Source organism: Streptomyces sp. DH37 (assembly GCF_029813835.1).
Classification (GTDB): Bacteria; Actinomycetota; Actinomycetes; order Streptomycetales; family Streptomycetaceae; genus Streptomyces.
In genome coordinates, this window is the sequence record NZ_JARVKV010000016.1 from 46118 (window position 1) to 66985 (window position 20868).

21 protein-coding genes and 1 pseudogene are annotated in these 20868 nt (G+C 75.4%); 11 read left to right on the forward strand and 11 right to left on the reverse strand.

Annotated elements, in window-relative coordinates; all coding sequences use genetic code 11:
* Positions 1-37: 37 nt before the first annotated feature.
* The 3 genes from QC029_RS11270 to QC029_RS11280 all read left to right on the forward strand — a co-directional run bounded on the left by QC029_RS11270 (position 38) and on the right by QC029_RS11280 (position 1674).
* A complete protein-coding gene (locus QC029_RS11270) occupies positions 38-799 on the forward strand; it encodes a TioE family transcriptional regulator (protein ID WP_279555417.1) in 762 nt (253 codons plus the stop codon).
* Between the two features lie 175 nt (positions 800-974).
* Positions 975-1352: a thioredoxin gene (gene trxA, locus QC029_RS11275; RefSeq protein WP_279555418.1), complete on the forward strand. Its 378-nt coding sequence runs from the start codon at positions 975-977 to the stop codon at positions 1350-1352.
* Between the two features lie 55 nt (positions 1353-1407).
* A complete protein-coding gene (locus tag QC029_RS11280; RefSeq protein WP_279555419.1) occupies positions 1408-1674 on the forward strand; it encodes a metal-sensitive transcriptional regulator in 267 nt (88 codons plus the stop codon).
* A gap of 98 nt (positions 1675-1772) precedes the next feature.
* On the opposite strand, the gene QC029_RS11285 is transcribed toward QC029_RS11280, so the two are convergent.
* The 9 genes from QC029_RS11285 to QC029_RS11325 all read right to left on the reverse strand — a co-directional run bounded on the left by QC029_RS11285 (position 1773) and on the right by QC029_RS11325 (position 10550).
* A complete protein-coding gene (locus tag QC029_RS11285) occupies positions 1773-2855 on the reverse strand; it encodes an AI-2E family transporter (RefSeq protein WP_279555420.1) in 1083 nt (360 codons plus the stop codon).
* Between the two features lie 3 nt (positions 2856-2858).
* Complete coding sequence (locus QC029_RS11290) at positions 2859-3203, reverse strand: monovalent cation/H(+) antiporter subunit G (protein ID WP_279555421.1); 345 nt, start codon at positions 3201-3203, stop codon at positions 2859-2861.
* Entirely contained in the window at positions 3200-3457 is a 258-nt protein-coding gene (locus QC029_RS11295; protein WP_279555422.1) for a monovalent cation/H+ antiporter complex subunit F, read from the reverse strand. The genes QC029_RS11290 and QC029_RS11295 overlap by 4 nt, the downstream gene beginning before the upstream one ends.
* Positions 3454-3855: a Na+/H+ antiporter subunit E gene (locus tag QC029_RS11300; protein WP_279555423.1), complete on the reverse strand. Its 402-nt coding sequence runs from the start codon at positions 3853-3855 to the stop codon at positions 3454-3456. The genes QC029_RS11295 and QC029_RS11300 overlap by 4 nt, the downstream gene beginning before the upstream one ends.
* The gene (locus QC029_RS11305; RefSeq protein ID WP_279555424.1) at positions 3852-5333 is read right to left on the reverse strand and encodes a monovalent cation/H+ antiporter subunit D family protein; all 1482 of its coding nucleotides are present in this window, start codon (positions 5331-5333) and stop codon (positions 3852-3854) included. The genes QC029_RS11300 and QC029_RS11305 overlap by 4 nt, the downstream gene beginning before the upstream one ends.
* Complete coding sequence (locus tag QC029_RS11310) at positions 5330-5683, reverse strand: sodium:proton antiporter (RefSeq protein WP_279555426.1); 354 nt, start codon at positions 5681-5683, stop codon at positions 5330-5332. Before QC029_RS11310 ends, QC029_RS11305 begins: the two co-directional genes overlap by 4 nt.
* The gene (gene mbhE / locus QC029_RS11315; protein ID WP_279555427.1) at positions 5680-8400 is read right to left on the reverse strand and encodes a hydrogen gas-evolving membrane-bound hydrogenase subunit E; all 2721 of its coding nucleotides are present in this window, start codon (positions 8398-8400) and stop codon (positions 5680-5682) included. The genes QC029_RS11310 and mbhE overlap by 4 nt, the downstream gene beginning before the upstream one ends.
* Positions 8397-9023 (reverse strand): universal stress protein, encoded by a 627-nt coding sequence (locus QC029_RS11320; RefSeq protein WP_279555429.1) that lies wholly within the window; start codon positions 9021-9023, stop codon positions 8397-8399. The genes mbhE and QC029_RS11320 overlap by 4 nt, the downstream gene beginning before the upstream one ends.
* A 633-nt stretch (positions 9024-9656) precedes the next feature.
* Positions 9657-10550 carry a universal stress protein gene (locus QC029_RS11325; protein WP_279555430.1) on the reverse strand — a complete coding sequence of 298 codons (894 nt, stop codon included), beginning with the start codon at positions 10548-10550 and terminating at the stop codon, positions 9657-9659.
* Between the two features lie 294 nt (positions 10551-10844).
* On the opposite strand from QC029_RS11325, the gene dhaK reads away from it, so the two are divergent.
* The 7 genes and pseudogenes from dhaK (at position 10845) to QC029_RS11360 (ending at position 17216) form a co-directional block, all read left to right on the forward strand.
* Positions 10845-11837, forward strand: coding sequence for a dihydroxyacetone kinase subunit DhaK (dhaK, locus tag QC029_RS11330; RefSeq protein ID WP_279555431.1), 993 nt, complete (start codon positions 10845-10847; stop codon positions 11835-11837).
* 124 nt (positions 11838-11961) lie between these two features.
* Entirely contained in the window at positions 11962-12564 is a 603-nt protein-coding gene (gene dhaL / locus QC029_RS11335; protein ID WP_279555488.1) for a dihydroxyacetone kinase subunit DhaL, read from the forward strand.
* Positions 12561-12974: a dihydroxyacetone kinase phosphoryl donor subunit DhaM gene (dhaM, locus tag QC029_RS11340; RefSeq protein WP_279555433.1), complete on the forward strand. Its 414-nt coding sequence runs from the start codon at positions 12561-12563 to the stop codon at positions 12972-12974. The genes dhaL and dhaM overlap by 4 nt, the downstream gene beginning before the upstream one ends.
* A gap of 1097 nt (positions 12975-14071) precedes the next feature.
* Positions 14072-14932 (forward strand): helix-turn-helix transcriptional regulator, encoded by an 861-nt coding sequence (locus tag QC029_RS11345; protein ID WP_279555434.1) that lies wholly within the window; start codon positions 14072-14074, stop codon positions 14930-14932.
* A 1-nt stretch (position 14933) separates the two neighbouring features.
* Positions 14934-15170, forward strand: a complete 237-nt coding sequence (locus QC029_RS11350; protein ID WP_279555435.1) for a DUF397 domain-containing protein — start codon at positions 14934-14936, stop codon at positions 15168-15170.
* A 117-nt stretch (positions 15171-15287) separates the two neighbouring features.
* A pseudogene (locus QC029_RS11355) lies at positions 15288-16061 on the forward strand (SAM-dependent methyltransferase); the annotation flags it as partial.
* Positions 16062-16535: 474 nt separating this feature from the next.
* Positions 16536-17216 carry a 1-acyl-sn-glycerol-3-phosphate acyltransferase gene (locus QC029_RS11360; protein WP_279555489.1) on the forward strand — a complete coding sequence of 227 codons (681 nt, stop codon included), beginning with the start codon at positions 16536-16538 and terminating at the stop codon, positions 17214-17216.
* Positions 17217-17343: 127 nt separating this feature from the next.
* Here the strand turns inward: QC029_RS11360 and QC029_RS11365 are convergent, their stop codons facing one another.
* Both QC029_RS11365 and QC029_RS11370 read right to left on the reverse strand, forming a co-directional pair.
* The gene (locus QC029_RS11365; RefSeq protein ID WP_279555437.1) at positions 17344-18072 is read right to left on the reverse strand and encodes a hypothetical protein; all 729 of its coding nucleotides are present in this window, start codon (positions 18070-18072) and stop codon (positions 17344-17346) included.
* A 1-nt stretch (position 18073) separates the two neighbouring features.
* Positions 18074-18682, reverse strand: coding sequence for an RNA polymerase sigma factor (locus QC029_RS11370; RefSeq protein ID WP_279555438.1), 609 nt, complete (start codon positions 18680-18682; stop codon positions 18074-18076).
* Between the two features lie 336 nt (positions 18683-19018).
* On the opposite strand from QC029_RS11370, the gene QC029_RS11375 reads away from it, so the two are divergent.
* Entirely contained in the window at positions 19019-19858 is an 840-nt protein-coding gene (locus QC029_RS11375; RefSeq protein WP_279555440.1) for an SAM-dependent methyltransferase, read from the forward strand.
* The last annotated feature ends 1010 nt before the right edge of the window (positions 19859-20868 follow it).

Here is a 20868-nt window from a genome sequence, read left to right on the forward strand (position 1 = left end):
CTCTCGATTGAGACTTTTGCGCGATAACGGCAGGACGATGGGACGAAACCTTCAAAGTGGCAAGCGACTCAGGCCCGTTGATCTGGCGCGCGGGCACGGTCTGTCCACGCAGGCGGTCAGGAACTACGAGGAGGCCGGCATCCTTCCGGCCGCCGACCGCACGCCCCACGGCCACCGCGCCTACACCTCGCTGCACGCGGGGGCCCTGCGCGCGTTCCTCGCCCTGGTGCCCGGCCACGGCCACCGGACGGCGACGGCGATCATGCGGGCGGTGAACGAGGGCGCGACCGAGGAGGCGTTCCGCCTCATCGACGAGAGCCACGCCCAGCTCCTCGACGACCGCCGGACCCTCCGGGCCGTGGAGAGCGCCCTCCGCGACCTGGAGCCCACTCCGGAGGCCGCCACGGCGTCCGGGCCCGGTGGGGGCTCCGCACCGGCCGCGGCGGCCCGGACCGGCGGCACGTTCATCGGACCGCTGGCGGGGAGGCTCGGCATCCGGCCCGCGACGCTGCGCACCTGGGAGCGCGCCGGGCTGGTGCGCCCGCGCCGCGACCCCCGGACCGGGTACCGCGTCTACGACGAGTCCGACGCGCGGGACGCCCGGCTGGTCCACCAGCTCAGGCGGGGCGGCTACCTGCTGGAGCAGATCGCCCCGCTGATCGCCCAGGTGCGGGCGGCCGGCGGACTGGAACCGCTGGAGGCCGCGCTGCGCGACTGGCACGGCAGACTGTCCGCCCGCGGGCGGGCGATGCTGGCCGGGGCCGCCGAGCTGGAGGCGTACCTGCGCGAGCGCGGATGAGGCACCGGCGGCAACGGTCCCCGGTGCCCTGCCCGGACCCGGCGCCGGTTTCCGTTCCGGGATTCCCGGCCCCCGCACGCCGGGGTGCCGGCGGAATGTTCCGCGCCGTCCCGGCGTTGATCACCGCGCGGGGTATCGACCGGTACCACCCGGACACAACGGAAGGAACCGCCGTATGAGCACCGTCGACCTGACCGCCGCCGACTTCGAGAAGACCGTCACCGGCAACGACATCGTCCTGGCCGACTTCTGGGCCGAGTGGTGCGGGCCGTGCCGCATGTTCGCCCCCGTCTACGAGCGGGCGTCCGAGGCGAACCCCGACATCGTCTTCGGCAAGGTCGACACCGAGGCCGAGCAGGCGCTGGCCGCCGCCGCCGACATCACCTCCATCCCCACCCTGATGGCCTTCCGCGAGGGCATCCTGGTCTTCGCCCAGCCCGGCGCCCTGCCGCCCCAGGCCCTGGACCAGGTGATCACCGCCGTCCGCGAACTCGACATGGACGAGGTGCGCGCCTCCATCGCCGCCGAGTCCGGTACCGGCCCGCAGGACTGAGCCCGCCGGACCCACCGCGGCCCGCGGGCACACCGAACCGAAAGGACCGACCACCGTGGTCCAGCTTCCTCCCGAGGACGTGCGATCGGCCGCCAACCGGCTCAAGCGCGCCCAGGGCCAGCTCACCGGCGTCCTCCGCATGCTGGAGGAGGGGCGCGACTGCGAGGACGTCGTCACCCAGCTCGCCGCGGTCAACCGGGCGCTGGACCGGGCGGGCTTCTCCATCGTGGCCAGCGGCCTCAAACAGTGCATGGCCCAGGAGGGCGGCGCCGACGGCCTCGACGCGCGGAGGATGGAGAAACTCTTCCTCTCCCTGTCCTGACGCCCCCGGCCCGGCGGCTCCCGGCCCGCCCGGGCGCCGGGGCGCGCGTCCGGGAACCGCCGGGAGGACGCCCCGGCCGTGCCCTGGCCATGCCCCGGTCACGCGCGCAGGTGCCGCACCACGATCCGGGCGCTGGTGGTGACCGGCACCGCGACCAGCATCCCGAGCACACCCGCCGCGACGCCCCCCGCCAGGACCACCAGGAGCACCACCAGCGGCGGCAGGCGGACCACCCGGCCCAGGGCCAGCGGCGCGACGACCTGGCTCTCCACCTGCTGGACGGCGGTGAGGGCCAGGGCCGCCCACAGCGCCTGCCACGGGTCGCCGGTCAGCAGGGCGATGGCGACGGCCAGCACGCCGCCCACGAGGGGCCCGACGAAGGGCACCAGGTTGGTGACCCCGGCGACCACGCCGACGAACAGCCAGTAGCGCAGCCCGACGGCCCACAGCGCCAGCGACGACGCCACGCCCACGAACGCGGCCACCAGCAGCTGCCCCCGCAGGTAGGCGCCGGTGGCCTCCGCGCACCGGGCGGCCACGCCGATGATCTCCTCCCGCCTCCCCTCGGGGAGCAGACCGGCCGCCCAGCGCCTGATCCGGGGCAGGTCGGCGAGCGTGTAGAAGCCGATCACCACGCCCGCGAACGTCAGCACCAGGCCGAACCCGACCGCCGCGGCCCCCGAGCCGACACCGGACAGGAGGCCCGCGACGGAGTCGCGGTTCTCCTGCCGCCGCAGCCACCGCGTGACCGCCTCGCCGTCGAGCCGCACCCGCGCGTCCAGCCCCAGGCGCTCGGCCAGGACCCCCAGCTCGCGCTCCACTCCCTCCAGCGAGGTCGGCAGACCCGCGAGCACGGCGGAGACCTGCTCCAGCAGCAACGGGACGATCAGCAGGCCCGGCACGGCGACGGCCACGATCAGCCCGGTCACCACCAGGGCCGTGCCCAGCCCGCGGGGGACGCGCCGCCGCTCCAGCAGCCCGACCGGCGGAGCCAGCAGGTAGACGATCACCGCCGCGACGATGACCGGCCACAGCAGCGGCGCCAGCGGCCGGAGCACACGCAGGAGTCCCCAGAGCAGGACGGACAGACCGAGCACCGTCCAGACCGCCACCCCGGCGCGCAACCACCGGTCGTGGACCCGGCCGGGAGCGCCGCGCCGGGCCGGAGAGGGGTGGGCCACGGTTCACCGCCCTCCGTCGCGCCGTGCGCCGCCCAGGTCGTCGCGGTGGGTGGACCGGGCCAGCGGCGCACCCGACCGGTACGCCGCGCGGCCCACCGCGTACGCCCCGAACGGGGTGGTGAGCAGTTGCAGCACCACCCCGAGCCCGAGGACGGCGGCGGTGAACACGCCGGGCATCAGGACGAAGACGCCCAGCAGGACGCACACCACGCCCAGCGCCGCCGCCTTGGCCACCGCGTTGGCCCGGTTGTAGGCGTCGGGCAGGCGTACCAGGCCCAGCGCGGCGACGGCCATCAGGGCGGTACCGGTGCCGGTGAGGGCGTGCCCGAGCAGGTCCTGCGCGGTCATGACGACCACCGCTCCAGCAGGTGGGCCACGGCGACGGTGGCCAGGAAGCCGACCAGTGTCGCGACGAGCACCAGGATCAGCACCGCGGGAGTGTCCAGCCGTACCGCCAGCAGGGCGACGGCCGCCACGAACACCACGAAGCCGAGGTCCACCGCGACCACCCGGTCGGCGTCCGTGGGCCCGGCCGCCATCCGCCAGACGGCCACGGCCATGACCACCGCGAGCACCCCGAGCAGGACGCCGGTCGCCGTCATGGGTCTCCCTCCTCTTCCTCCGGGACCCGGGTCTGCCGGGACCGCAGCACCGTCAGCAGCCGGTCCTCCAGATCGGCGAGCTCGCCCAGGAAGCGGTCGGCGTCGGCCGCGTGCATCCCGTGGACGAACAGGGTCGGCGGCTCCGTGCGCACCTCCAGCACGAGCGTTCCCGGTGTCAGTGTGATCAGGTGCGCGAAGAGGGCGATCTCCGCCGGTGTCCGGCAGCGCAGCCGCATCCCGACGACGGCGGGAGCCAGCCCGCTGCCCGGCGTCACGATCTCCCGGGCCACGATCGCGTTGGCGTGCAGGAACCACACGCCGTAGTGGCCGGCGAAGGCCGCCGCCCGTGCGCCGCGGACGGCCGCGCCGCGCAGCCGGGCCGGGAGGCGTCCGGTCACCGTGTCACCGCCCCCGCGTACGCCGAGACGTCCAGCAGTCCGCCGGCCGCCTCGGCGGCCGCGGTGAGCAGCGGCTGCGCCGCGATGCCGAACACCACGGACGGCACGGTGAGCACCAGCGCCGGGACGGCGAGCGCCGGCCGGACGGTGGTGCGGGCCAGCAGCCGGAGCGCGGACTCCTCCCGGGACAGGTCCTCACCGCCCCAGAAGGCTCCGGCCCAGATCTTGACCATGGAGACCAGGGTGAGGAAGCTGACCCCGACGGCGATCCCGACGGCGAGGTGGTCGGCCTCGGCCGCGGCGGCGCGGATCAGGCCCAGCTTGGCGACGAAGCCGGACAGCGGCGGCAGCCCGGCCAGGGAGAGCGCCGAGACCAGGAACGCGGCGGCGAGCGGGGGCTCGCGCCGGGCGAGCGAGCCGACCCGGTCGAGCCGGTCGGTTCCGTAGGCGGTCTCCACGGCGCCCGCGCACATCAGCAGCGCGGCCTTCACCAGCACGTACTGCACCAGGTAGAAGACCGCGGCGGTGAGGCCGGCGCGGGTGAACAGCGCCAGGCCGAGCAGGATGTAGCCGATCTGGCTCACCATGTGGAACGTCAGGACGCCCCGCATGCCCGGCTCCCCGACCGCGCCCAGGACCCCCACCACCATGGTCAGCAGGGCCGCCGCCATGATCAGCCAGCGCAGTCCCGTCCCGTCGTGGACGACCGCGTAGATCCGGATGATCCCGTACACCCCGACCTTGGTCAGCAGCCCGGAGAACAGGACGGTGACCGCGGGCGGGGCCTGCGGGTAGGTGCGGGGCAGCCAGCCGTGCAGCGGCACGACCGCCGCCTTGGCCGCCAGCGCGATGAGCACCGCGCCGCAGGCCAGCGCCGCCGCGGTGCTCTGCCGTGCCGCCCCGGCCAGTTCCCCCAGGTTCACCGTCCCGGTGACGCCGTAGACCAGGCCGACGCCGGCGAGCAGGAGGGTGGAGGCCAGCAGGCTGAAGGTGAGGTAGATCCGTCCGGCGGCGGTCCGGGCGCGGCCGCCGCTCATCGTCAGCAGCGCGTACGACGGCACGAGCATGACCTCGATGAAGACGAAGAGGTTGAACAGGTCCGCGGTGAGGAAGGCCCCGTACACCCCCGCCGAGAGGACCATGACCAGCGGGGCGAACCGGGGACTCGCGTCGTCCCCGGTCCCGGCGGCGAAGGCGAGGCCGGCCAGCACCAGGACGGCGCTGACGCACAGCATGAGGGCGCTGAGCGCGTCGGCGGCGAACACGATCGCGAAACCCGGCGGCCATCCGCCCACGCTCAGGTGGCGGACCGTGCCGTCCAGGCTCCCGGCGAGCAGGACCGCGGACAGCAGGAGGACCCCGGCGCTGACCGCCGACGCGGTCAGCCGGTGTGTCCGCCGGTCGCCGGGGTACGCCACGAGCGCGCCGGCCGCCAGCAGCGGAACGGCGACCGGAAGGATGAGCGCCGGGCCGCTCACCGCGGGGACCCCTCGTCCGCCGGGGGCTCGGCGGGCCCGTCGCCGGGGCGGCCGCCGGATCCGGCGAAGCGCTCGGCGCGGGCCAGGCCCAGCAGGTACACGGTGATGCCGAAGGTGATGACGACGGCGGTGAGCACGAACGCCTGCGGCAGCGGGTCGGCCGTCCGCGCGGGGTCGCCGTCGCCGATCAGCGGGGGGTCGCGGCGCTCCGGGCCCCCGGCCGTCAGCAGCAGGAGGTTCACCGCGTGGCCCAGCAGCACGAACCCGAACGTGATCCGGACCAGACCGGGGCGCAGGACCATGAAGACTCCTCCCGCCGCCAGGACGCCGACGGCGAGCGCCGCCGTCACCGGTGCCCCATCCCGCCGGCTCCGAGCCTGTCCACCAGCGCGACCACCAGCCCCAGGACCATCAGGTAGACGGCGGCGTCGAACAGCAGCGCCGAGGAGAGCCCGCCGCCCGGCACCGGGACGGTGAAGGGGGTGAGGAAGGGGTCCCCGAGCGCCATGGCCGCCAACCCCACGGCAGCGCCGAGCAGCAGGCCCGCGGCCAGCAGCGGCCGGGGGCGCAGGAACCGCGCGCCCCGCGTCCCCGTACGGCCCGCCAGGTGGCCGAAGGCGACCGCGGCGCCCGCGACGAGCGCGGCGCTGAAACCGCCGCCCGGCTGGTTGTGCCCGCGCAGGAACAGGTACGCCGAGAGGGCCGCGATGCCGGGGACCAGCAGGCGGCGGGCCGGGGCGAGCAACCGGCCGTACGGCGCCTCCGGCCGCCCGCCGGCCGCTCCGGGCGGCGGCCCGGGAAGCAGCAGGAGCAGGCCGAGCGCGGCGGCGGCCAGCACGCTCGCCTCGCCGAGGGTGTCCAGGCCGCGGAAGTCCACCAGGATCGTGTTGACCACGTTGCGGCCGCCGGTCTCCGGCTCGGCGGCCCGCAGGAAGTACGCCCCGGCGGGCGACAGGTCCCGCCTCCCGGTCAGCGCCAGTGTGCCGAGCACGGCGACGAGACCGACCAGCCCGGCCAGCGCCGCGGCGAGCGCGCCGCCGCCTCCGGGACGCGGGAAGCGGGGCGACAGGTCGCTCAGGACGAACGCGGCGGCCATCGCGGTCAGCACCTCCACCAGGAGCAGGGTCAGGGCCACGTCCGGCGCCCCGGCGAGCAGGAACCAGACGGCCACGGTCAGGCCGACCGCTCCCAGCAGCGCGACGGCCGCCAGCGCCGACCCCGTCCGCACCAGGGCGGCCACCGCCGCCGCCAGCAGCACGAGCACCCCCCAGTCCAGCGCTCCCGACGGCGCCCCGGCGCGGATCCCCGGCCCGCCGGCCGCGAACACCCCCGCGCAGCCGAGCGCCACCAGCCCGGCCAGCGGACGGGCCAGGAACGCCGCCGCCGAGTCGCTGTGGTCGGGCCGGCCCACCGCGGCGCCCGCGTCCAGGACGGTGGAGTACACGCGGTCGAAGACGGCCGCGCCGTCCGGCCGGGGCAACCGCCGCAGCATCCGGTCCACCCGTTCGCGGGCCGAGAACAGCGCCAGCCCGCTCACGATCGTGACGGCGGACAGGAGCAGCTCGGGGCTGAACCCGTGCCAGAAGACGAAGTACGGCGGCACGGCCCACGGCTCGGCGTCCAGGACGGCCTGGCGCATCAGGGGGTCGAGGACCTCCACCCCGGGCCCGAGCACCGCCCCGGCCGCCGCCGCCACGGCGGCCGGGGCGACGAACGCCCAGGAGGGCTCGTGCAGCCGCTGCCGCAGGGGACCGGCGAAGGCGCCGTAGAAGATGCGCATGCCGTAGGCGAAGGTCAGAACCGAGGCGGTGACCGCGAGCGCTCCGGCGACCACCCCCGCCCCGGGGAAGACGTCCGCGCTCACGAAGCCCTGGAAGAGCGACTCCTTGCTGACGAAGCCGATCAGCGGCGGGACCCCGGCCATCGACAGTCCGGCCAGCCCGGCCATCGTGGCGGTGACCGGCATGACCCGCATCAGACCGGACAGCTCCCGGATGTCGCGGCTGCCCGCCTGCCGGTCGATGACACCGACGATCATGAAGAGGGTCGCCTTGAACAGCGCGTGGGCGAAGGTGTGCAGGATGGCGGCGGCCAGCGCGACGGTCGTCCCCACCCCGATGGCGGCGACCAGCAGGCCGAGCTGGCTGACCGTGGAGTAGGCCAGCAGGGCCTTCAGGTCGTGCTCGCGCAGCGCCTGGGCGGCGCCCAGCACGGCGGTGAGCAGCCCCACCCCCATCAGGGCGATCACCCACCCGGTCTGTCCGGAGTACAGCGCGGAGAACCGCAGCAGCAGGTAGATGCCCGCCTTGACCATGGTGGCCGCGTGCAGATAGGCGCTCACCGGCGTGATCGCCGCCATGGCTCCGGGCAGCCAGAACTGGAACGGCACCTGCGCCGACTTGGTGAAGGCCGCGAGGACGAGCAGGGTCGCGATGGCGGGCGACAGCGGGGAGTCGAGCACCTCCTCCCGCGCGGCCAGCACGTCGGCCAGGTCGGTGCTCCCCGCGGCGATGCCGAGCAGCACCAGCGCCGCCAGCAGGGCGAGCCCGCCCATGCCCGTCACCAGCAGGGCGCGGACCGCCGGCTTGGCCGCCTTGGGACCACCGGTCCCGATCAGGAAGAAGGAGGTGACCGTGGTCACCTCCCAGAACACGAAGAGCAGCAGGAGGTCACCGGCGAGGACCAGGCCCAGCATCGCGCCGCCGAAGAGGGTGAGCAGGAGGTAGGTCCTGCCGTGCGCCTCACCGGCGCGCAGGTAGCGCGGGCAGTACGCCATGATCAGCGCACCGACCCCGAGGACCAGCACGCAGAAGAGCGTCGCCAGTCCGTCCATGCGGAGCGTGAAGGAGACCCCGAGCGAGTCGATCCAGGTGCGGGAGAAGGTGACCGCGCCGTCGTCCAGCGCCGTCGAGGCCGCGGGGGCGAGCAGGGCCGCCACCCCGAGGAAGCCGACGGCGAGCGCATAGCCCGTGTCGCGTCCCAGGCGGCGGTCCAGAACGGGCGCGAGCAGGGCCAGTCCGCCCATCGAGACCAGCGCGGCGACCAGCGCCCCTCCCTCACCGCTCATCGTCCGGGGACACCGTGTCGCCCACCGGCGACGAGGACCGGTACGGACCCGTCGCGGATCATTTCCCGGGCCACGTCGCCCAGCAGCCGTTTGGACAGCCCGCGGCCGTGCCTGCCCACGACCACCACGTCGATGCCGTTCTCGCCGGCGAACCGCGCCAGGGCCGCCGCGGGCGGGCCCGCCAGGATCTCGCACGCCGTCACGCGCCCGCCGTACTCCTCCGCGACGGCGCCGAGGCGGCTCCCGGCCTCCGCGATCCGTCCCCGCTCGTCGAGCTCGGCCGCGTCGTAGTCGACCACCTGGGCGGCCACCAGCGTCTCCGTGTACGGCCCGAACAGGACGACCGCGAGTCCGAGCGCGGCCTCGGACTCCGCCGACCCGTCCACACCGACCAGCACCCGCAGACGGCCGGGCCCGCGGGGACCCGCCTCGGTTCGCGCGACCCTCGTCGGCCGGCGCCGGACGCGCTCGCCGGCCACCAGGGCCAGGACCGGGCCGAAGACGACGCCCAGGAGCAGCCATCCCGGACCGCCGTGCCCCCGGCGCGCCAACCACCAGACGGTCAGGAGCCCGGTCGCGACCCAGACCACGACGGCGATCAGCACGAACCAGAGGTCACCCATGAAGGCCCTTTTGCCACAAATGGATATGTTTTGTGGGGATTATTACATCCAGTGGTCCGATGATCCGGCGGTGACACCCGCGGGAGGGGCGAGGAGGCGGTGGCCCGGGCCGCGAGGCTGATGGGGGACGGGAAGGCCGAGCGGCTGCCGGTCGTCGACGGCGAGCTGCGCCCGCTCGGGAGCGTCCCGCGCCACGACCCGGTGAGGACGCGCGTGCGCCCGGACGCCGACGTCCGCGAGGACACCGTGGAGGAGGTGCTGGGCCGCACACCGTGGGTCGACCCGGCGCACCACGGCCGCGCAGGCCCCCCGCGTGGTGCGGGTGGCGGACCGCCTCACCCGGGAGGAGGGCGGCGCCACCCCTCCGAACCCGGTCGTGAATCCCTCCCGGACGGCCGGAGCCGGGGCTTCCGCCCGGGGGCGCCCCGGCGGCCGTCCGGGCCCGCTCCCCCGCGCCGCTCCCCCGGCGGGCCGGCCCGGTCGGCGACCGGCGCCGACGGGTCCGGCAGCCCCTCGTCCCCGGCCGCCGGGGCGGACCCTCCGGTCAGCGCCGGCTCGTCCGCCCGCGGTTCCGCGGCCCGCGGCGGGCGTCGCCGGCGGCGGGGCGGCCAGGGGCGTCCAGGGGGCGCGGCGTCACCCCCTCGCGCCCGCGCCGGGGTCACGCACCACCGCGACGGGGCAGTACGCGTGGTGCAGGACGGCCTGGCTGACCGAGCCCAGCAGCAGGCCCGAGAAACCGCCGCGCCCGCGCGCCCCCACCACCAGCAGCTGGGCGCTGCCGCTGGCCTCGAGCAGCGCCTGGCGGGTACGCCCCTCCACCAGTTGCCGGCGCACGGTGACGTCGGGGTACTTCGCCTGCCACCCGGACAGCGCCTCGGCCAGCACCCGCTCCTCCTCGTCGCGGAGCATGTCCACGTCGTAGACCAGGGGCAGCGGCTCGGCGGGACCGCCGGAGACCGGGCCGGTCCAGTTGTTCCAGGTGTGCACGGCGACCAGGACCGCACCCCGGAGCGACGCCTCGGCGAACGCGAACCCGATCGCCGCCTCGCCCGCCGCGGAGCCGTCCACCCCCAGCAGCACGTGGCCCGTGGGGTCCGGCCTGCCGCGCACCACCAGGACCGGGCAGCGGCTGTGCGAGGACAGGTGCACGGCGGTGGAGCCCAGCAGCAGACCCGTGAAGCCGCCCAGGCCCCGGCTGCCGACCACGACCAGCGCCGCGTCGTGCGACCGGGCCTCCAGCACCGTCAGCGGTTCGCCGACGGCGATCTCGCCCTCGACCTCGATCCCCGGCTCCGTCTCGCGGGCGTGCTCGACCGCCTGTGCCACCACCCGTTCGGCCGCGTTGCGCAGCCCGCCCTCCGGCGGGCCCATCGGCGACGGCCCCAGCGGCACGGGCAGGACCGGCCACAGGAACGCGTGCACCACCCGCAGCCCCACGCCGCGCAGCCGCGCCTCGCGCGCCGCGGCGGCCACCGCGTCCAGACTCGACGGCGAGCCGTCCACACCCACCACGACCGGTTCGTTCATCGTCCCTCTCCCGTTCCGCGCGAGCCGCGGCCGGCCGTCTCCGTGCCGCCCGTTCCATCACTCCGCGCCGCGTTCCCGCTCTCCGTCGCCACCACGCTCGCACCTCCCCGCGTGCGCCCGTAGGGCCGTACGGCCGAGCCCGGGGGGCCGTTCGGCCCCCGTCCGGTCTTGGCGCCGCTTGGCACACTTTTCTTTCTCTAGCCCGTCCGCACGACGCGGGGGTGACCCGGAGCACATCCACCGCGATACTGATCTTCTCGCCACGGCGACCGCCGAACCCATCCGGAGGTAGTCATGAAGATGCTGATCAACGTGCCGGAGACGGTGGTGGCCGACGCCCTGCGCGGCATGGCCGCCGCCCACCCGGAGCTGACGGTCGACGTCGAGCACCGGGTGGTCCTCCGCCGGGACGCTCCGGTCGCCGACAAGGTGGGCCTGGTGTCCGGCGGCGGCTCGGGGCACGAGCCGCTGCACGGCGGGTTCGTCGGACACGGGATGCTGGACGCCGCGTGCCCGGGCGAGGTGTTCACCTCCCCCGTCCCGGACCAGATGACGCGGGCCGCGGCGGCCGTGGACAGCGGCCGGGGCGTGCTGTTCGTCGTGAAGAACTACACCGGCGACGTGCTGAACTTCGACATGGCCGCCGAACTGGCCGAGGACGAGGGCGTCCAGGTCGCCAAGGTGCTGGTCAACGATGACGTCGCGGTGGTCGACAGCACCTACACGGCCGGACGGCGCGGCACCGGCGCCACGCTGTTCGTGGAGAAGCTGGCGGGCGCGGCGGCCGAGGCGGGCGCGCCCCTGGAACGGGTGGAGGCGGTGGCCCGGCAGGTGGTGGAGTCCTCCCGCAGCTTCGGCGTCGCGCTGAGCGCCTGCACGACCCCGGCCAGGGGCGTCCCCACCTTCGAGCTGCCGCCCGGCGAGCTGGAGCTGGGCATCGGCATCCACGGGGAGCCCGGCCGCGAGCGGCGGGGGATGATGACCTCCGGGGAGATCGCGGACGTGGCGGTGGACGCGGTGCTGGAGGACCTGCGCCCGGACCGGCCCGTGCTGGCGCTGGTCAACGGCATGGGCGGCACCCCGCTGCTGGAGCTGTACGGCTTCGCCGCCGAGGTCCACCGCGTACTGGGCGAGCGCCGCGTGGCGGTGGCCCGCACCCTCGTGGGCAGCTACGTCACCTCGCTCGACATGGCGGGCTGCTCCGTCACCCTGTGCCAGGCGGACGAGGAGATGCTGCGGCTGTGGGACGCGCCGGTGCGCACCCCCGCGCTGCGCTGGGGCATGTGATCCGGCGTCCCGGGCAGGGACACCGGGAGCGGGCGCCGCGGCGGGAGGCCGGCCGCGGCAGGGACACAGACGCGAGGAGACCGTGGTGACCGTCGTACTGGACGCCGACTTCTTCCGCCGCTGGATGTCCGCGGTCTCGGCAGCCGTCGACCGGGAGGCGGAGCGGCTGACCGAGCTGGACTCCGCCATCGGCGACGCCGACCACGGCAGCAACATGCGGCGCGGCCTCACCGCCGCGCTCGCCGCCCTGGAGGAGGAGAAGCCCTCCTCCCCCGGCGCGGTGCTCGTCCTCGCCGGACGCCGCCTGATCTCCACCGTCGGCGGCGCCTCGGGCCCGCTGTACGGGACGCTGCTGCGGCGCGCGGGGAAGGCGCTGGGCACGGAGGACCGCGTGGACGGCGGACAGCTGCGGGAGGCGCTGCGCACCGGGGTGGACGCGGTGGCACAGCTGGGCTCGGCGGCGCGGGGCGACAAGACGATGCTGGACGCGCTGTATCCGGCCGTCGAGGCGCTGGGCGCCTCGGGCGAGGACTTCGAGGCGGCGCGCAGGGCCGCCGAGGAGGGGGCCGCCGCCACCGTGCCGATGCGGGCCCGCAGGGGACGGGCGAGTTATCTGGGCGAGCGCAGCGTCGGGCACCAGGATCCCGGCGCCACCTCCTCGGCGCTGTTCTTCGCCGCGCTCGCCGACACCGCCGCGGACACCGCCGGAGCCGGGGAGTCCGCATGACCGGGGAGAGGAAGCCGGTCGGCGTCGTACTGGTCTCGCACAGCAGGCAGGTGGCCGAGTCCGTCGCCCACATGGCCCTCGGGCTGGCGGGCGGCGGCGCCGCCGTCCCGGTCGTGCCGGCCGGGGGCACCGGGGACGGCGGTCTGGGCACCAGCTCGGAGCTGATCACCGAGGCGGCCCGCCGGGCCGACCGGGGCGCGGGCGTCGCGGTGCTGGCGGACCTGGGCAGCGCGGTGCTGACGGTGCGCACCCTGCTCGCCGAGGAGGAGGAGCTGCCCCGGGACACCCGCCTGGTGGACGCCCCCTTCGTGGAGGGCGCGGTCGCGGCCGTGGTCACCGCCTCCGCCGGGGCGGACCTGGACGCGGTGGCGGCCGCGGCGACGGAGGCGTACGGCTACCGCAAGCTCTGAGCGGCGCCCGCCGGATCGCGTCCGCCCGGTCCAGTCCGGGCGGACGCCGACGGTGTTGCACACGGCGATGCACAGCACCACGGGGTGGGTGTGGGGCACGCCGTCCTCGGGCCGGTGGGCCGGGCGCGGACGGCCCGGAGCGCTCGGGGCGACGAGGGCGCCGGCCGAGTAGCGGACCGCCGCGGGCCGGACCACTCCGACGTCGGCGCCGGCGGGAACGATCCACCACCGCCGCTCGGCGTCGGCGAACACGCATCCCGCCCGTGGCGGGGAGCCGCAGCCTCTCGCGCCGCCGCCCCGCCGCGGCTCCCGCCACCCGTGCGGACGGCACGGACGGCACAGACGGCACAGACGGCACGGACGGCACGGACGGCATGGACAGGGCGGACAGGCCGCGCGCGAGCCGGGCCGGCGGCCCGGCGCCGAGGGACCGCATCAGCGCTCCGCGGCGGCCGGCCTCAGCCGGGCCCACACCGACCAGCCGCAGCCGCGCACGTCGCGGATCCCCCATGCCTCGCTGACGGCCTCGACCAGCAGCGGACCCCGTCCGTGCTCCCCCTCCGGGAGGCGGGTCCGCGGGGCGGGGCCCGCGCCCCTCGATGCGCAGCGGCGCGCCCCTCCCGCCCCCTTCCTCCCGCACCTCGCACACCACCGATCCGCTGCCGGTGTGCACCACCGCGTTGGTGAACGGCTCCGAGACCACCAGGGCCGCCGCGTCCCGGGGCTCCTCGTCCGCGCCCCACTCGGCCGGCCGCCACCTGATCCGGCGGCGCGCCTCCCCCACCGACCCGGCGCGCGCCGGCAGGGCGAACTCCGTTCTCCTGAAGGGGGTCGGGGTCCCGCGTGCGCCGCGGAGGAGCCGGCCCCGCCGAACGGCACGACCGGTTCCAGCGGTGGGGGGAGAAGGCGGTCGTGGAGCGTGCAGCACGCTCCGGGCCGCGTCGAGGTGGACCGTGTCACACCGTCACCGTGCCCACCGGCCGGGGCAGTTGGCAGAGGCACTCTGAAAAGTTCAGAGTCGCCGGTGCAGGGTGTTCGCACCGCGAACTTCCGTGGCACACTGCGGGACATGGCGAGGAGACCGGGGGGCACCCGCGATGAGTGAGCCCCGGTCCGCCCCGACCGTGGGCCGGCTCGTACTGGGCAGGCGGCTCCAGGACCTGCGCGAGAAGGCGGGGTTGAGGCGCGAGGAGGCCGCGAAGGTCCTCCACGTCGCCTCCGCCACCATCCGCAGGATGGAGACGGCCGAGGTGGCGCTGAAGATCCCGTACGTCCGGTTACTGCTGGAGGCCTACGGGATCACCGGGCGCGAGGCCGAGACCTTCGTCGCGCTGGCCGAGGAGGCCAACCGGCCGGGCTGGTGGCAGCGGTTCCGCGACGTCCTGCCGGACTGGTTCAGCGTCCACGTCAGCCTGGAGAGCTCCGCCAAGGTGATCCGGGTCTACGAGCCGCACGTCGTCCCCGGTCTGCTGCAGACCGAGGAGTACGCCCGGCACATACTGCGCAAGGGGGCGGTGGGACGGGCCCTCAGGGGAGAAGTGGAGCGGCACGTGGCGCTGCGCATGGAGCGCCAGAACCTGCTCACCCGCCCCGACGCCCCGCGTCTGCGGGTCCTGGTGGAGGAGACCGCGCTGCGCCGTCCCGTCGGCCCGCCGGAGGTCATGCGGGCCCAGGTCGACCGGCTGCTGGAGGAGGCCGAGCGGCCCAACGTGACCCTGCAGATCACCGAGTTCTCCTCCGGGTTCCACCCGGGCACCTACGGGCCGTTCGTCCTCTTCCGCTTCGGGCTCCCCGAACTCCCGGACGTGGTCTACGTGGAGTACCTCACCGGCGCCGTCTACCTGGACGAGCGCACCGAGGTCGCCTCCCACCTCGAACTCCTGGACCGCATGTCGGCCCAGGCGGCAACAGCACGGCGCACGAAGGAGATCCTCCGGGATTTCCGCAAGGAGCTCTGAGATGGACCGCGTGTACAACGGCATGCCCGCCGGCGACCTCGGCACCGAGGGCTGGCACAGGCCGTGGAGCGGTGGCGACGGCGGCACCTGCCTGGAGGCGCGGAAGCTGCCCGACGGCCGCGTCGCCATCCGGCAGTCCACCGATCCGGACGGTCCCGCGCTGATCTACACCCCCGGTGAGATCGACGCGTTCATCCGGGGTGCCAAGGAGGGGAAGGCGGACTTCCTCCTCTCCTGACGTCCGCGGATCCCCGGCCGGCGGGCTCCAGGCCCGCCCGCCGGCCGGGGACCCGTCCCCACGCACGACCCGACGACCACTCACCCAGGCGGCGGGACAGACCACAGGGCCGACGACATGAGCCGGACACGGAGCCGGTCGGCCCGGGAGCCGGTCGAGATCGACACCTCCGTCCCCAGCATCGCGCGCGTCCACGACGCCATCCTCGGCGGCAAGGACGACCACCCGGTGGACCAGGAGATCGCCGAGCAGGTGGCCAGGGCCTTCCCCGACGGAGGCGAGGGCGCGCGGACCAACCGCAGACTGCCGGTCCGCGCGGTGCGCCGCATGGCCCGCCAGGGCATCGACCGGTTCCTGGACATCGGCTCCGGCCTGCCCACCGCGCAGAACACCCACCAGGCGGCCCAGGAGATCAACCCCGAGGCGAAGGTCGTCCACGTCGACAACGACCCCGTCGCCCTCGCGCTGCCGGAGGACAACGAGCACACCGTCGTCGTCACCGCCGACATACGCGAGCCCGACGTCCTGCTGAACCACCCCGACGTGACCGGGACGCCGGACCCCGGCCGCCCGGTGGGACTGATCCTCAACGCGGTGGTCCACCACCTCCTCGACGAGGAGGACCCCGCCGGTCTGGTGGAGACCTACGAGAGGTGGCTGGGCCCGGGCGGCTGTCTGCCGCTCACCCACTTCTGCTCCTCCACCCCCCAGGCCCGCGGCCTGGAGTCGGTGCTGCGGGAGGCCCTCGGCCGGGGGCAGCTGCGGAGCTTGGCGCGGATCGCCGCCTTCTTCGAGTGCCTGGAGATGGCCGAGCCGGGCGTGGTGTACCTGCCGTACCGGCAGCCCGACGAGCCGGTGACGGCCCCGCCGGACATCGCCGGCCTGCTGGTGGCGGGCGGCCCGGGCCGCGAGCCGCGGGAGCAGCCGCCCGGCCCCGGGCTCCCGGGCCCGGGCGTCCCGGTCCCGCGTCCGTACGGTGCGCCGAGACGTGCGGACGCGTTCCGCGGGTCCCGCCCCCACGGACGGCGGGCCCGCGCACGTCCGCTCCCGCCACCGGTCCCGGGGGCCGCGGACCTCCCCGCTGTGCCGCGGGAGCCCGCCGCACCCGGCCCGCGCCGCGCCGGTGGGGCGGCCACGGCTCGTCGGCGCCGCTTGGCACACTTTTCCCATCCGTTTCGGTGGCGCTCCTCCCCCGGCCGGACCGGCAGCGGGCCGGGTACGAACGCACGGGCCCGGATGAGTACGACTACTCAGGCGCCGCCGGACACGCCCGGCGAGGATGAGGTCCACCGCCCCTCCCGACGTCCGGCACCCGGCGTCCGGCGGACGCACCGGACCATCCAGGAGTACGCAGAGGAGCCCGCCGTGCTCAGCACCGTCGCCCGTACCGTCGTCCCCGCGCTCGGCCGTCTGCGGGTCACCTCCGACCCCGGCGCCGACCTCGCCCCCGGCAGCATCGTCGCCGCCAACCACACCTCGCTGGTCGACCCCGGCGTCGTCCTGGCCGCCCTGCACCGCCTGGGCACCAGGCCCGTCGTGCTGGCGACCGCCGGGCTGTGGCGGATACCCGGCCTGCGCCAGGCCCTCGTCCGCGACGGGCACGTCCCGGTGCACCGGGGCACCGAGCGGGCCGCCGCCTCGCTGGAGGGCGCCGCCGCCGCGCTCGCGGCGGGGCGGGTCGTGCTCATCTACGGCGAGGGCGGCCTGCCGCGCCGCGCGGACTCCGGCGAGGCCGAGCCCGGTCCGTTCCGCAGCGGGCTGGCGCGGCTGGCGCTGGCCACCGGCGCGCCGGTCGTCCCGCTCGGGCAGGCCGGCTCCCGCCGGATCAGCTCCGGGTCCACCGCCAAGCAACTGGCCGGGTTCGTCACCGCCCCGCTGCGCCGCCCGGACGTCCACGTCCACGTCGGCGAGCCGGTCCGGCTGTCGGGCGACGTGGTCACGGCCACCGCCGACGCCCGCCGGGCGGTCGTCGCCGCCTGGCGGGTCGCGGCGGACCGGGCCGGCCACCCCGTCCACTCCCGGACGGACTTCGGGGCGACCGCCTGAACCCCCGGACCGCCTGAGCCCGAACCGCCGGGCCGTCCGGCCGGACGGCCGTCGCGCCGGAGAGGTCGGCGGGGCCGGCGGGATCCTGTGACGGCCCGGCGGGGCTCAGCGGGGACTCAGTGGGGGCTCAGTGGGTACGGGGCCCGGCCAGTTCGTCCGGCAGGCCCGGTGCCGGCTGGGGGATCTCGCCGAAGTCCTCGTCGTCGGCGGCGACGCGCAGCCGGTTGACGACGGCCTCCACCGCGGGCGGCAGTTGGGGGTGCCGCCCGCGGTGGCACTGGCTGAGCAGGTCCCGGCGTATCGAGTCCGGCAGCAGGAAGCCGCGCAGTTCCGGCACGGCGGCGCCGCGGGCGGCCCGGGGGGAGCGGCGGGCGCTTCCCAGCAGGGCGGCCTGCTCGCGCCAGTAGTCGGCGTCCCGGAACTCCCCGAGGCGCCGGTGGTGGAGGCAGAGGCAGAAGGCCGCGGTGCGGCTTCCGCCGCCGGCCGCGAACTGCCACCAGAATTGGGCCGCCTCCCGGTGGCCGACCAGATGGAGCAGGCAGCCGAAGACCAGGGCGCCCTCGGGTTCGGTGCGCTGGTGGTCGACCAGCCGCGCGAGGCTGCCGGCGGCCCGGGGGGAGCCCACCACCAGGGAGATGGCCAGGTCGAGGTCGTGGGCGGCCTGCTCGTGGGCGGTGCGGTACCGCCACCCGGTGTCCGCCGGCGAGGGCGGTCGCACGGGAAGCGGGCCGTGGTCGAGACCTCGGGCGACGCGCTCACGGGCGGCGGCGGAGTCGTACTCGTCGTACTCGTCGCCGAGGACCTCCGCCCCGTCCAGCAGTGTGTCGATCGTCCGGTGCCCGTCGGTACCGCGCACGTTACCGCTCCCCCGTTCCGTGGTTTCCTCTCAGGCCCAGCCGGGCCGCCAGCTTCCTCTTGGCGTGCCGCACGTGCGTGCGCACGGCGACCGCGCCGCAGCCCAGGTACTGGGCCACGTCCTCCTCGGTGCAGCCCAGTACGTAGCGCAGGACGACCGCGTCGTGCTGCCGCTCGGGCAGTTCGGCGATGGCCGCGTACAGGCTGAGGCCGTTCTCCAGCGCCGTGAACCCGTCCCGCTCGTCCAGCAGTTCGCCCAGCAGCCGGCCGCGGCAGGCGGCCTCGAAGGCCGCGGTCTCCGTCAGCGCCGGGCTGCGGCCGTTGCGGTCCAGCCACTCCCGGATCCGCTCCTTGAGCACCGTCCACGCGTAGGCCGGGACGGACTCCTGTTCCAGTACGTGGTTCCAGTGCCGCAGCAGATGGCCGCAGGCGGCCTCGACCACCGCCTCCGCGGCGGCCCGGCCGCCCACCTGCGTCCGGGCGTACCGCAGCCACACCTTGTGGTGGTACTCGTGGAAGGCGTCGAAGGTCAGGGTCATCCGCCGGTGGGGGGCGGACGGCCGCGGGGGGTCGGCGTCCACGTCGACGGGGACGTTGTCAGGAGTGTTCACCGCGGGTCTTCCCGGCTCCGTGTGGGGGGTCGTCGGGGTCGTCGGGCTCGTCGGATCGGCTGTCACGGGCGTCCTGTCCACGGGCGCCGCAGCGCTCCCCGGCGGGGGCGGCTGCCGGCGCGGGGGTCGGGCCCCGCCCACCAAGCCAATCGGATGTGGGCATCGTCGGACAGTGGTTTCCCCAAAAAATGAGCCCAGAGTAATAGTGTGATGACCATCATGGCGGGTGGGGAAGGACGGTACAGTACACCCCCTCCCTCAACCGGCCTTTCCCGTGGGCGGGTTGAGGGGGGCCGACGGCGGAACGGGCGAACGGCGACGAAGGGCGGGGTCAGGGTGTCCCAGGCGGTCGACGGCGGTACCGGCGGCGCGGACGACAGCGCGATCGACCTGGAGCTGGACCGGGCGCACTCCGCCCGCATGTACGACTACTACCTCGGCGGCCACACCAACTTCCCCGCCGACCGCGAGGCCGCCGGGCGGGCCATGGCCCTCTTCCCGTCCGTCCTGGTCGCCGCCCGCGCCAACCGGGAGTTCATGCACCGGGCCACCCGCTTCCTCGCCCGCAGCGGCATGCGCCAGTTCCTCGACGTCGGGACCGGCATCCCCACCTCCCCCAACCTCCACGAGATCGCCCAGGAGGAGGCGCCCGGGGCGCGGATCGTCTACGCCGACAACGACCCCATCGTCCTCGCCCACGCCCAGGCGCTGCTGCGCAGCCACCCCGCCGGGCGCACCGCCTACACCCATGCCGACGTCACCGATCCGGCCGCCCTCCTGGACGCGCCGGAGGTGAGGGAGACCCTCGACCTGGGACGGCCGGTGGCGCTCAGCCTCAACGCGCTCCTGCACTTCGTGCCCGGCGAGCACCGGGCGCACGAGATCGTCGACCACCTCAAGGCCGCGCTGCCGTCGGGCAGCACCCTGGCCATCAGCCACGTCACACCCGACTTCGACCCGGAGGGCATCGCCCGCCTCACCGAGGCCTACCGCGCCTCGGGGACTCCGGGACAGGCGCGCACCCGGGAGGAGTTCGCCCGCTTCTTCCGCGGCTGGGAGCTGTTCGAACCGGGCATCACCACCTCCCACCGCTGGCGACCCGATCCCGGCCAGACGTTCGGCAACGTCACCGACGCCGAGGCCGCCTGCTACGCCGCGGTCGCCCGCAAGCCCTGAGCGCCCGGATGCCGCGCGGGCCCGCGCGGCCCGACGCGCGCTCAAGCCGCCCTGCCGACGGGCCGGTTGCGCCGCCGCGGCACCGCGTCCACGGCGGGATCCGGTCCGGTCCGGTGTGCCCGTGCTTCCCCGTGCTCCCCCCTGCTTTCCGGCACATCCCGCGACGCGACAGGTCCTCCCGCTCCCACCGCCGTCGCGCCGACGCGCCGACGAAAGCGCCGCCACGGCGCGGGCACCGGGCGCGCGCCGTTTCCGCTCGCCACCTCGCACCTTCCGCGCATTCAAGACATTCACCGCATTATGCACATTACGCGCATTTAGCGCATTCAACGCGCGATCCGCCTCCGCCCGCAGGAGCAATTCTCCGGCGGAGACACCGGAATCCACAAGGATTCGAGCGAGCGGAAAAGGAGTTCCCTCACCGGATCACCCGGCAAAAGGAAACCCTTCCTTTTTCCCGGCGGATCCCGGCGGAAACCGGGAACGCGTGGCCACCTCCCGCGACCGCGCGGGCGGTGACCACGCCGGAGCGCGGTGATGTGCGGGCGAGCCGGTTTCGCCGCCCGCACATCACCGCGCTCCGGCGGCGTTGCCGACGCCGGTCCCGCACGGCCCGCCGCGCGGCCGCGCGGACCTCCGAGGAATTCCGGCGACGCGGTGCGGACATCACGGAACCCGCCTTTTCATGACGGCTCCACCACGTGGGCCGACTGTGTCGCGACGCTCGACCGGGAGCGCTCCCATATTCCTGCCCCCACCGTTTTCCGCACCGGCCGGAAGAAGAGTCCCCCGTCAACGACCGGCGGAAGAGACGTGGAGGTACGGGCACCCCTCGCCCGAGGACGGCCATCTGCCGCGCACCGGTGGTTCAGGGCCCCCGGAGCTGCCCACGGCCCGCGCCCGGGCAGCGTCTCCGCGCACGGCGCGACCGGCGGCCCGCCCGCGCGTCACTTCGGCCGACCCCCGGCGACGGACGAGCGACCGGTGGTCGTCACGGACGGCCGCCCAGG

Excerpts from the sequence above, each read along its gene's own strand:
- QC029_RS11325 (WP_279555430.1), bottom strand. The coding sequence starts at position 10,550 with ATGAACGAACCGGTCGTGGTGGGTGTGGACGGCTCGCCGTCGAGTCTG.
- dhaL (WP_279555488.1), top strand. The coding sequence starts at position 11,962 with ATGTCCGCGGTCTCGGCAGCCGTCGACCGGGAGGCGGAGCGGCTGACC.
- QC029_RS11320 (WP_279555429.1), bottom strand. The coding sequence starts at position 9,023 with ATGGGTGACCTCTGGTTCGTGCTGATCGCCGTCGTGGTCTGGGTCGCG.
- QC029_RS11350 (WP_279555435.1), top strand. The coding sequence starts at position 14,934 with ATGGACCGCGTGTACAACGGCATGCCCGCCGGCGACCTCGGCACCGAG.
- mbhE (WP_279555427.1), bottom strand. The coding sequence starts at position 8,400 with ATGAGCGGTGAGGGAGGGGCGCTGGTCGCCGCGCTGGTCTCGATGGGC.
- trxA (WP_279555418.1), top strand. The coding sequence starts at position 975 with ATGAGCACCGTCGACCTGACCGCCGCCGACTTCGAGAAGACCGTCACC.
- QC029_RS11270 (WP_279555417.1), top strand. The coding sequence starts at position 38 with ATGGGACGAAACCTTCAAAGTGGCAAGCGACTCAGGCCCGTTGATCTG.
- QC029_RS11345 (WP_279555434.1), top strand. The coding sequence starts at position 14,072 with ATGAGTGAGCCCCGGTCCGCCCCGACCGTGGGCCGGCTCGTACTGGGC.
- dhaM (WP_279555433.1), top strand. The coding sequence starts at position 12,561 with ATGACCGGGGAGAGGAAGCCGGTCGGCGTCGTACTGGTCTCGCACAGC.
- QC029_RS11295 (WP_279555422.1), bottom strand. The coding sequence starts at position 3,457 with ATGACGGCGACCGGCGTCCTGCTCGGGGTGCTCGCGGTGGTCATGGCC.
- QC029_RS11290 (WP_279555421.1), bottom strand. The coding sequence starts at position 3,203 with ATGACCGCGCAGGACCTGCTCGGGCACGCCCTCACCGGCACCGGTACC.
- dhaK (WP_279555431.1), top strand. The coding sequence starts at position 10,845 with ATGAAGATGCTGATCAACGTGCCGGAGACGGTGGTGGCCGACGCCCTG.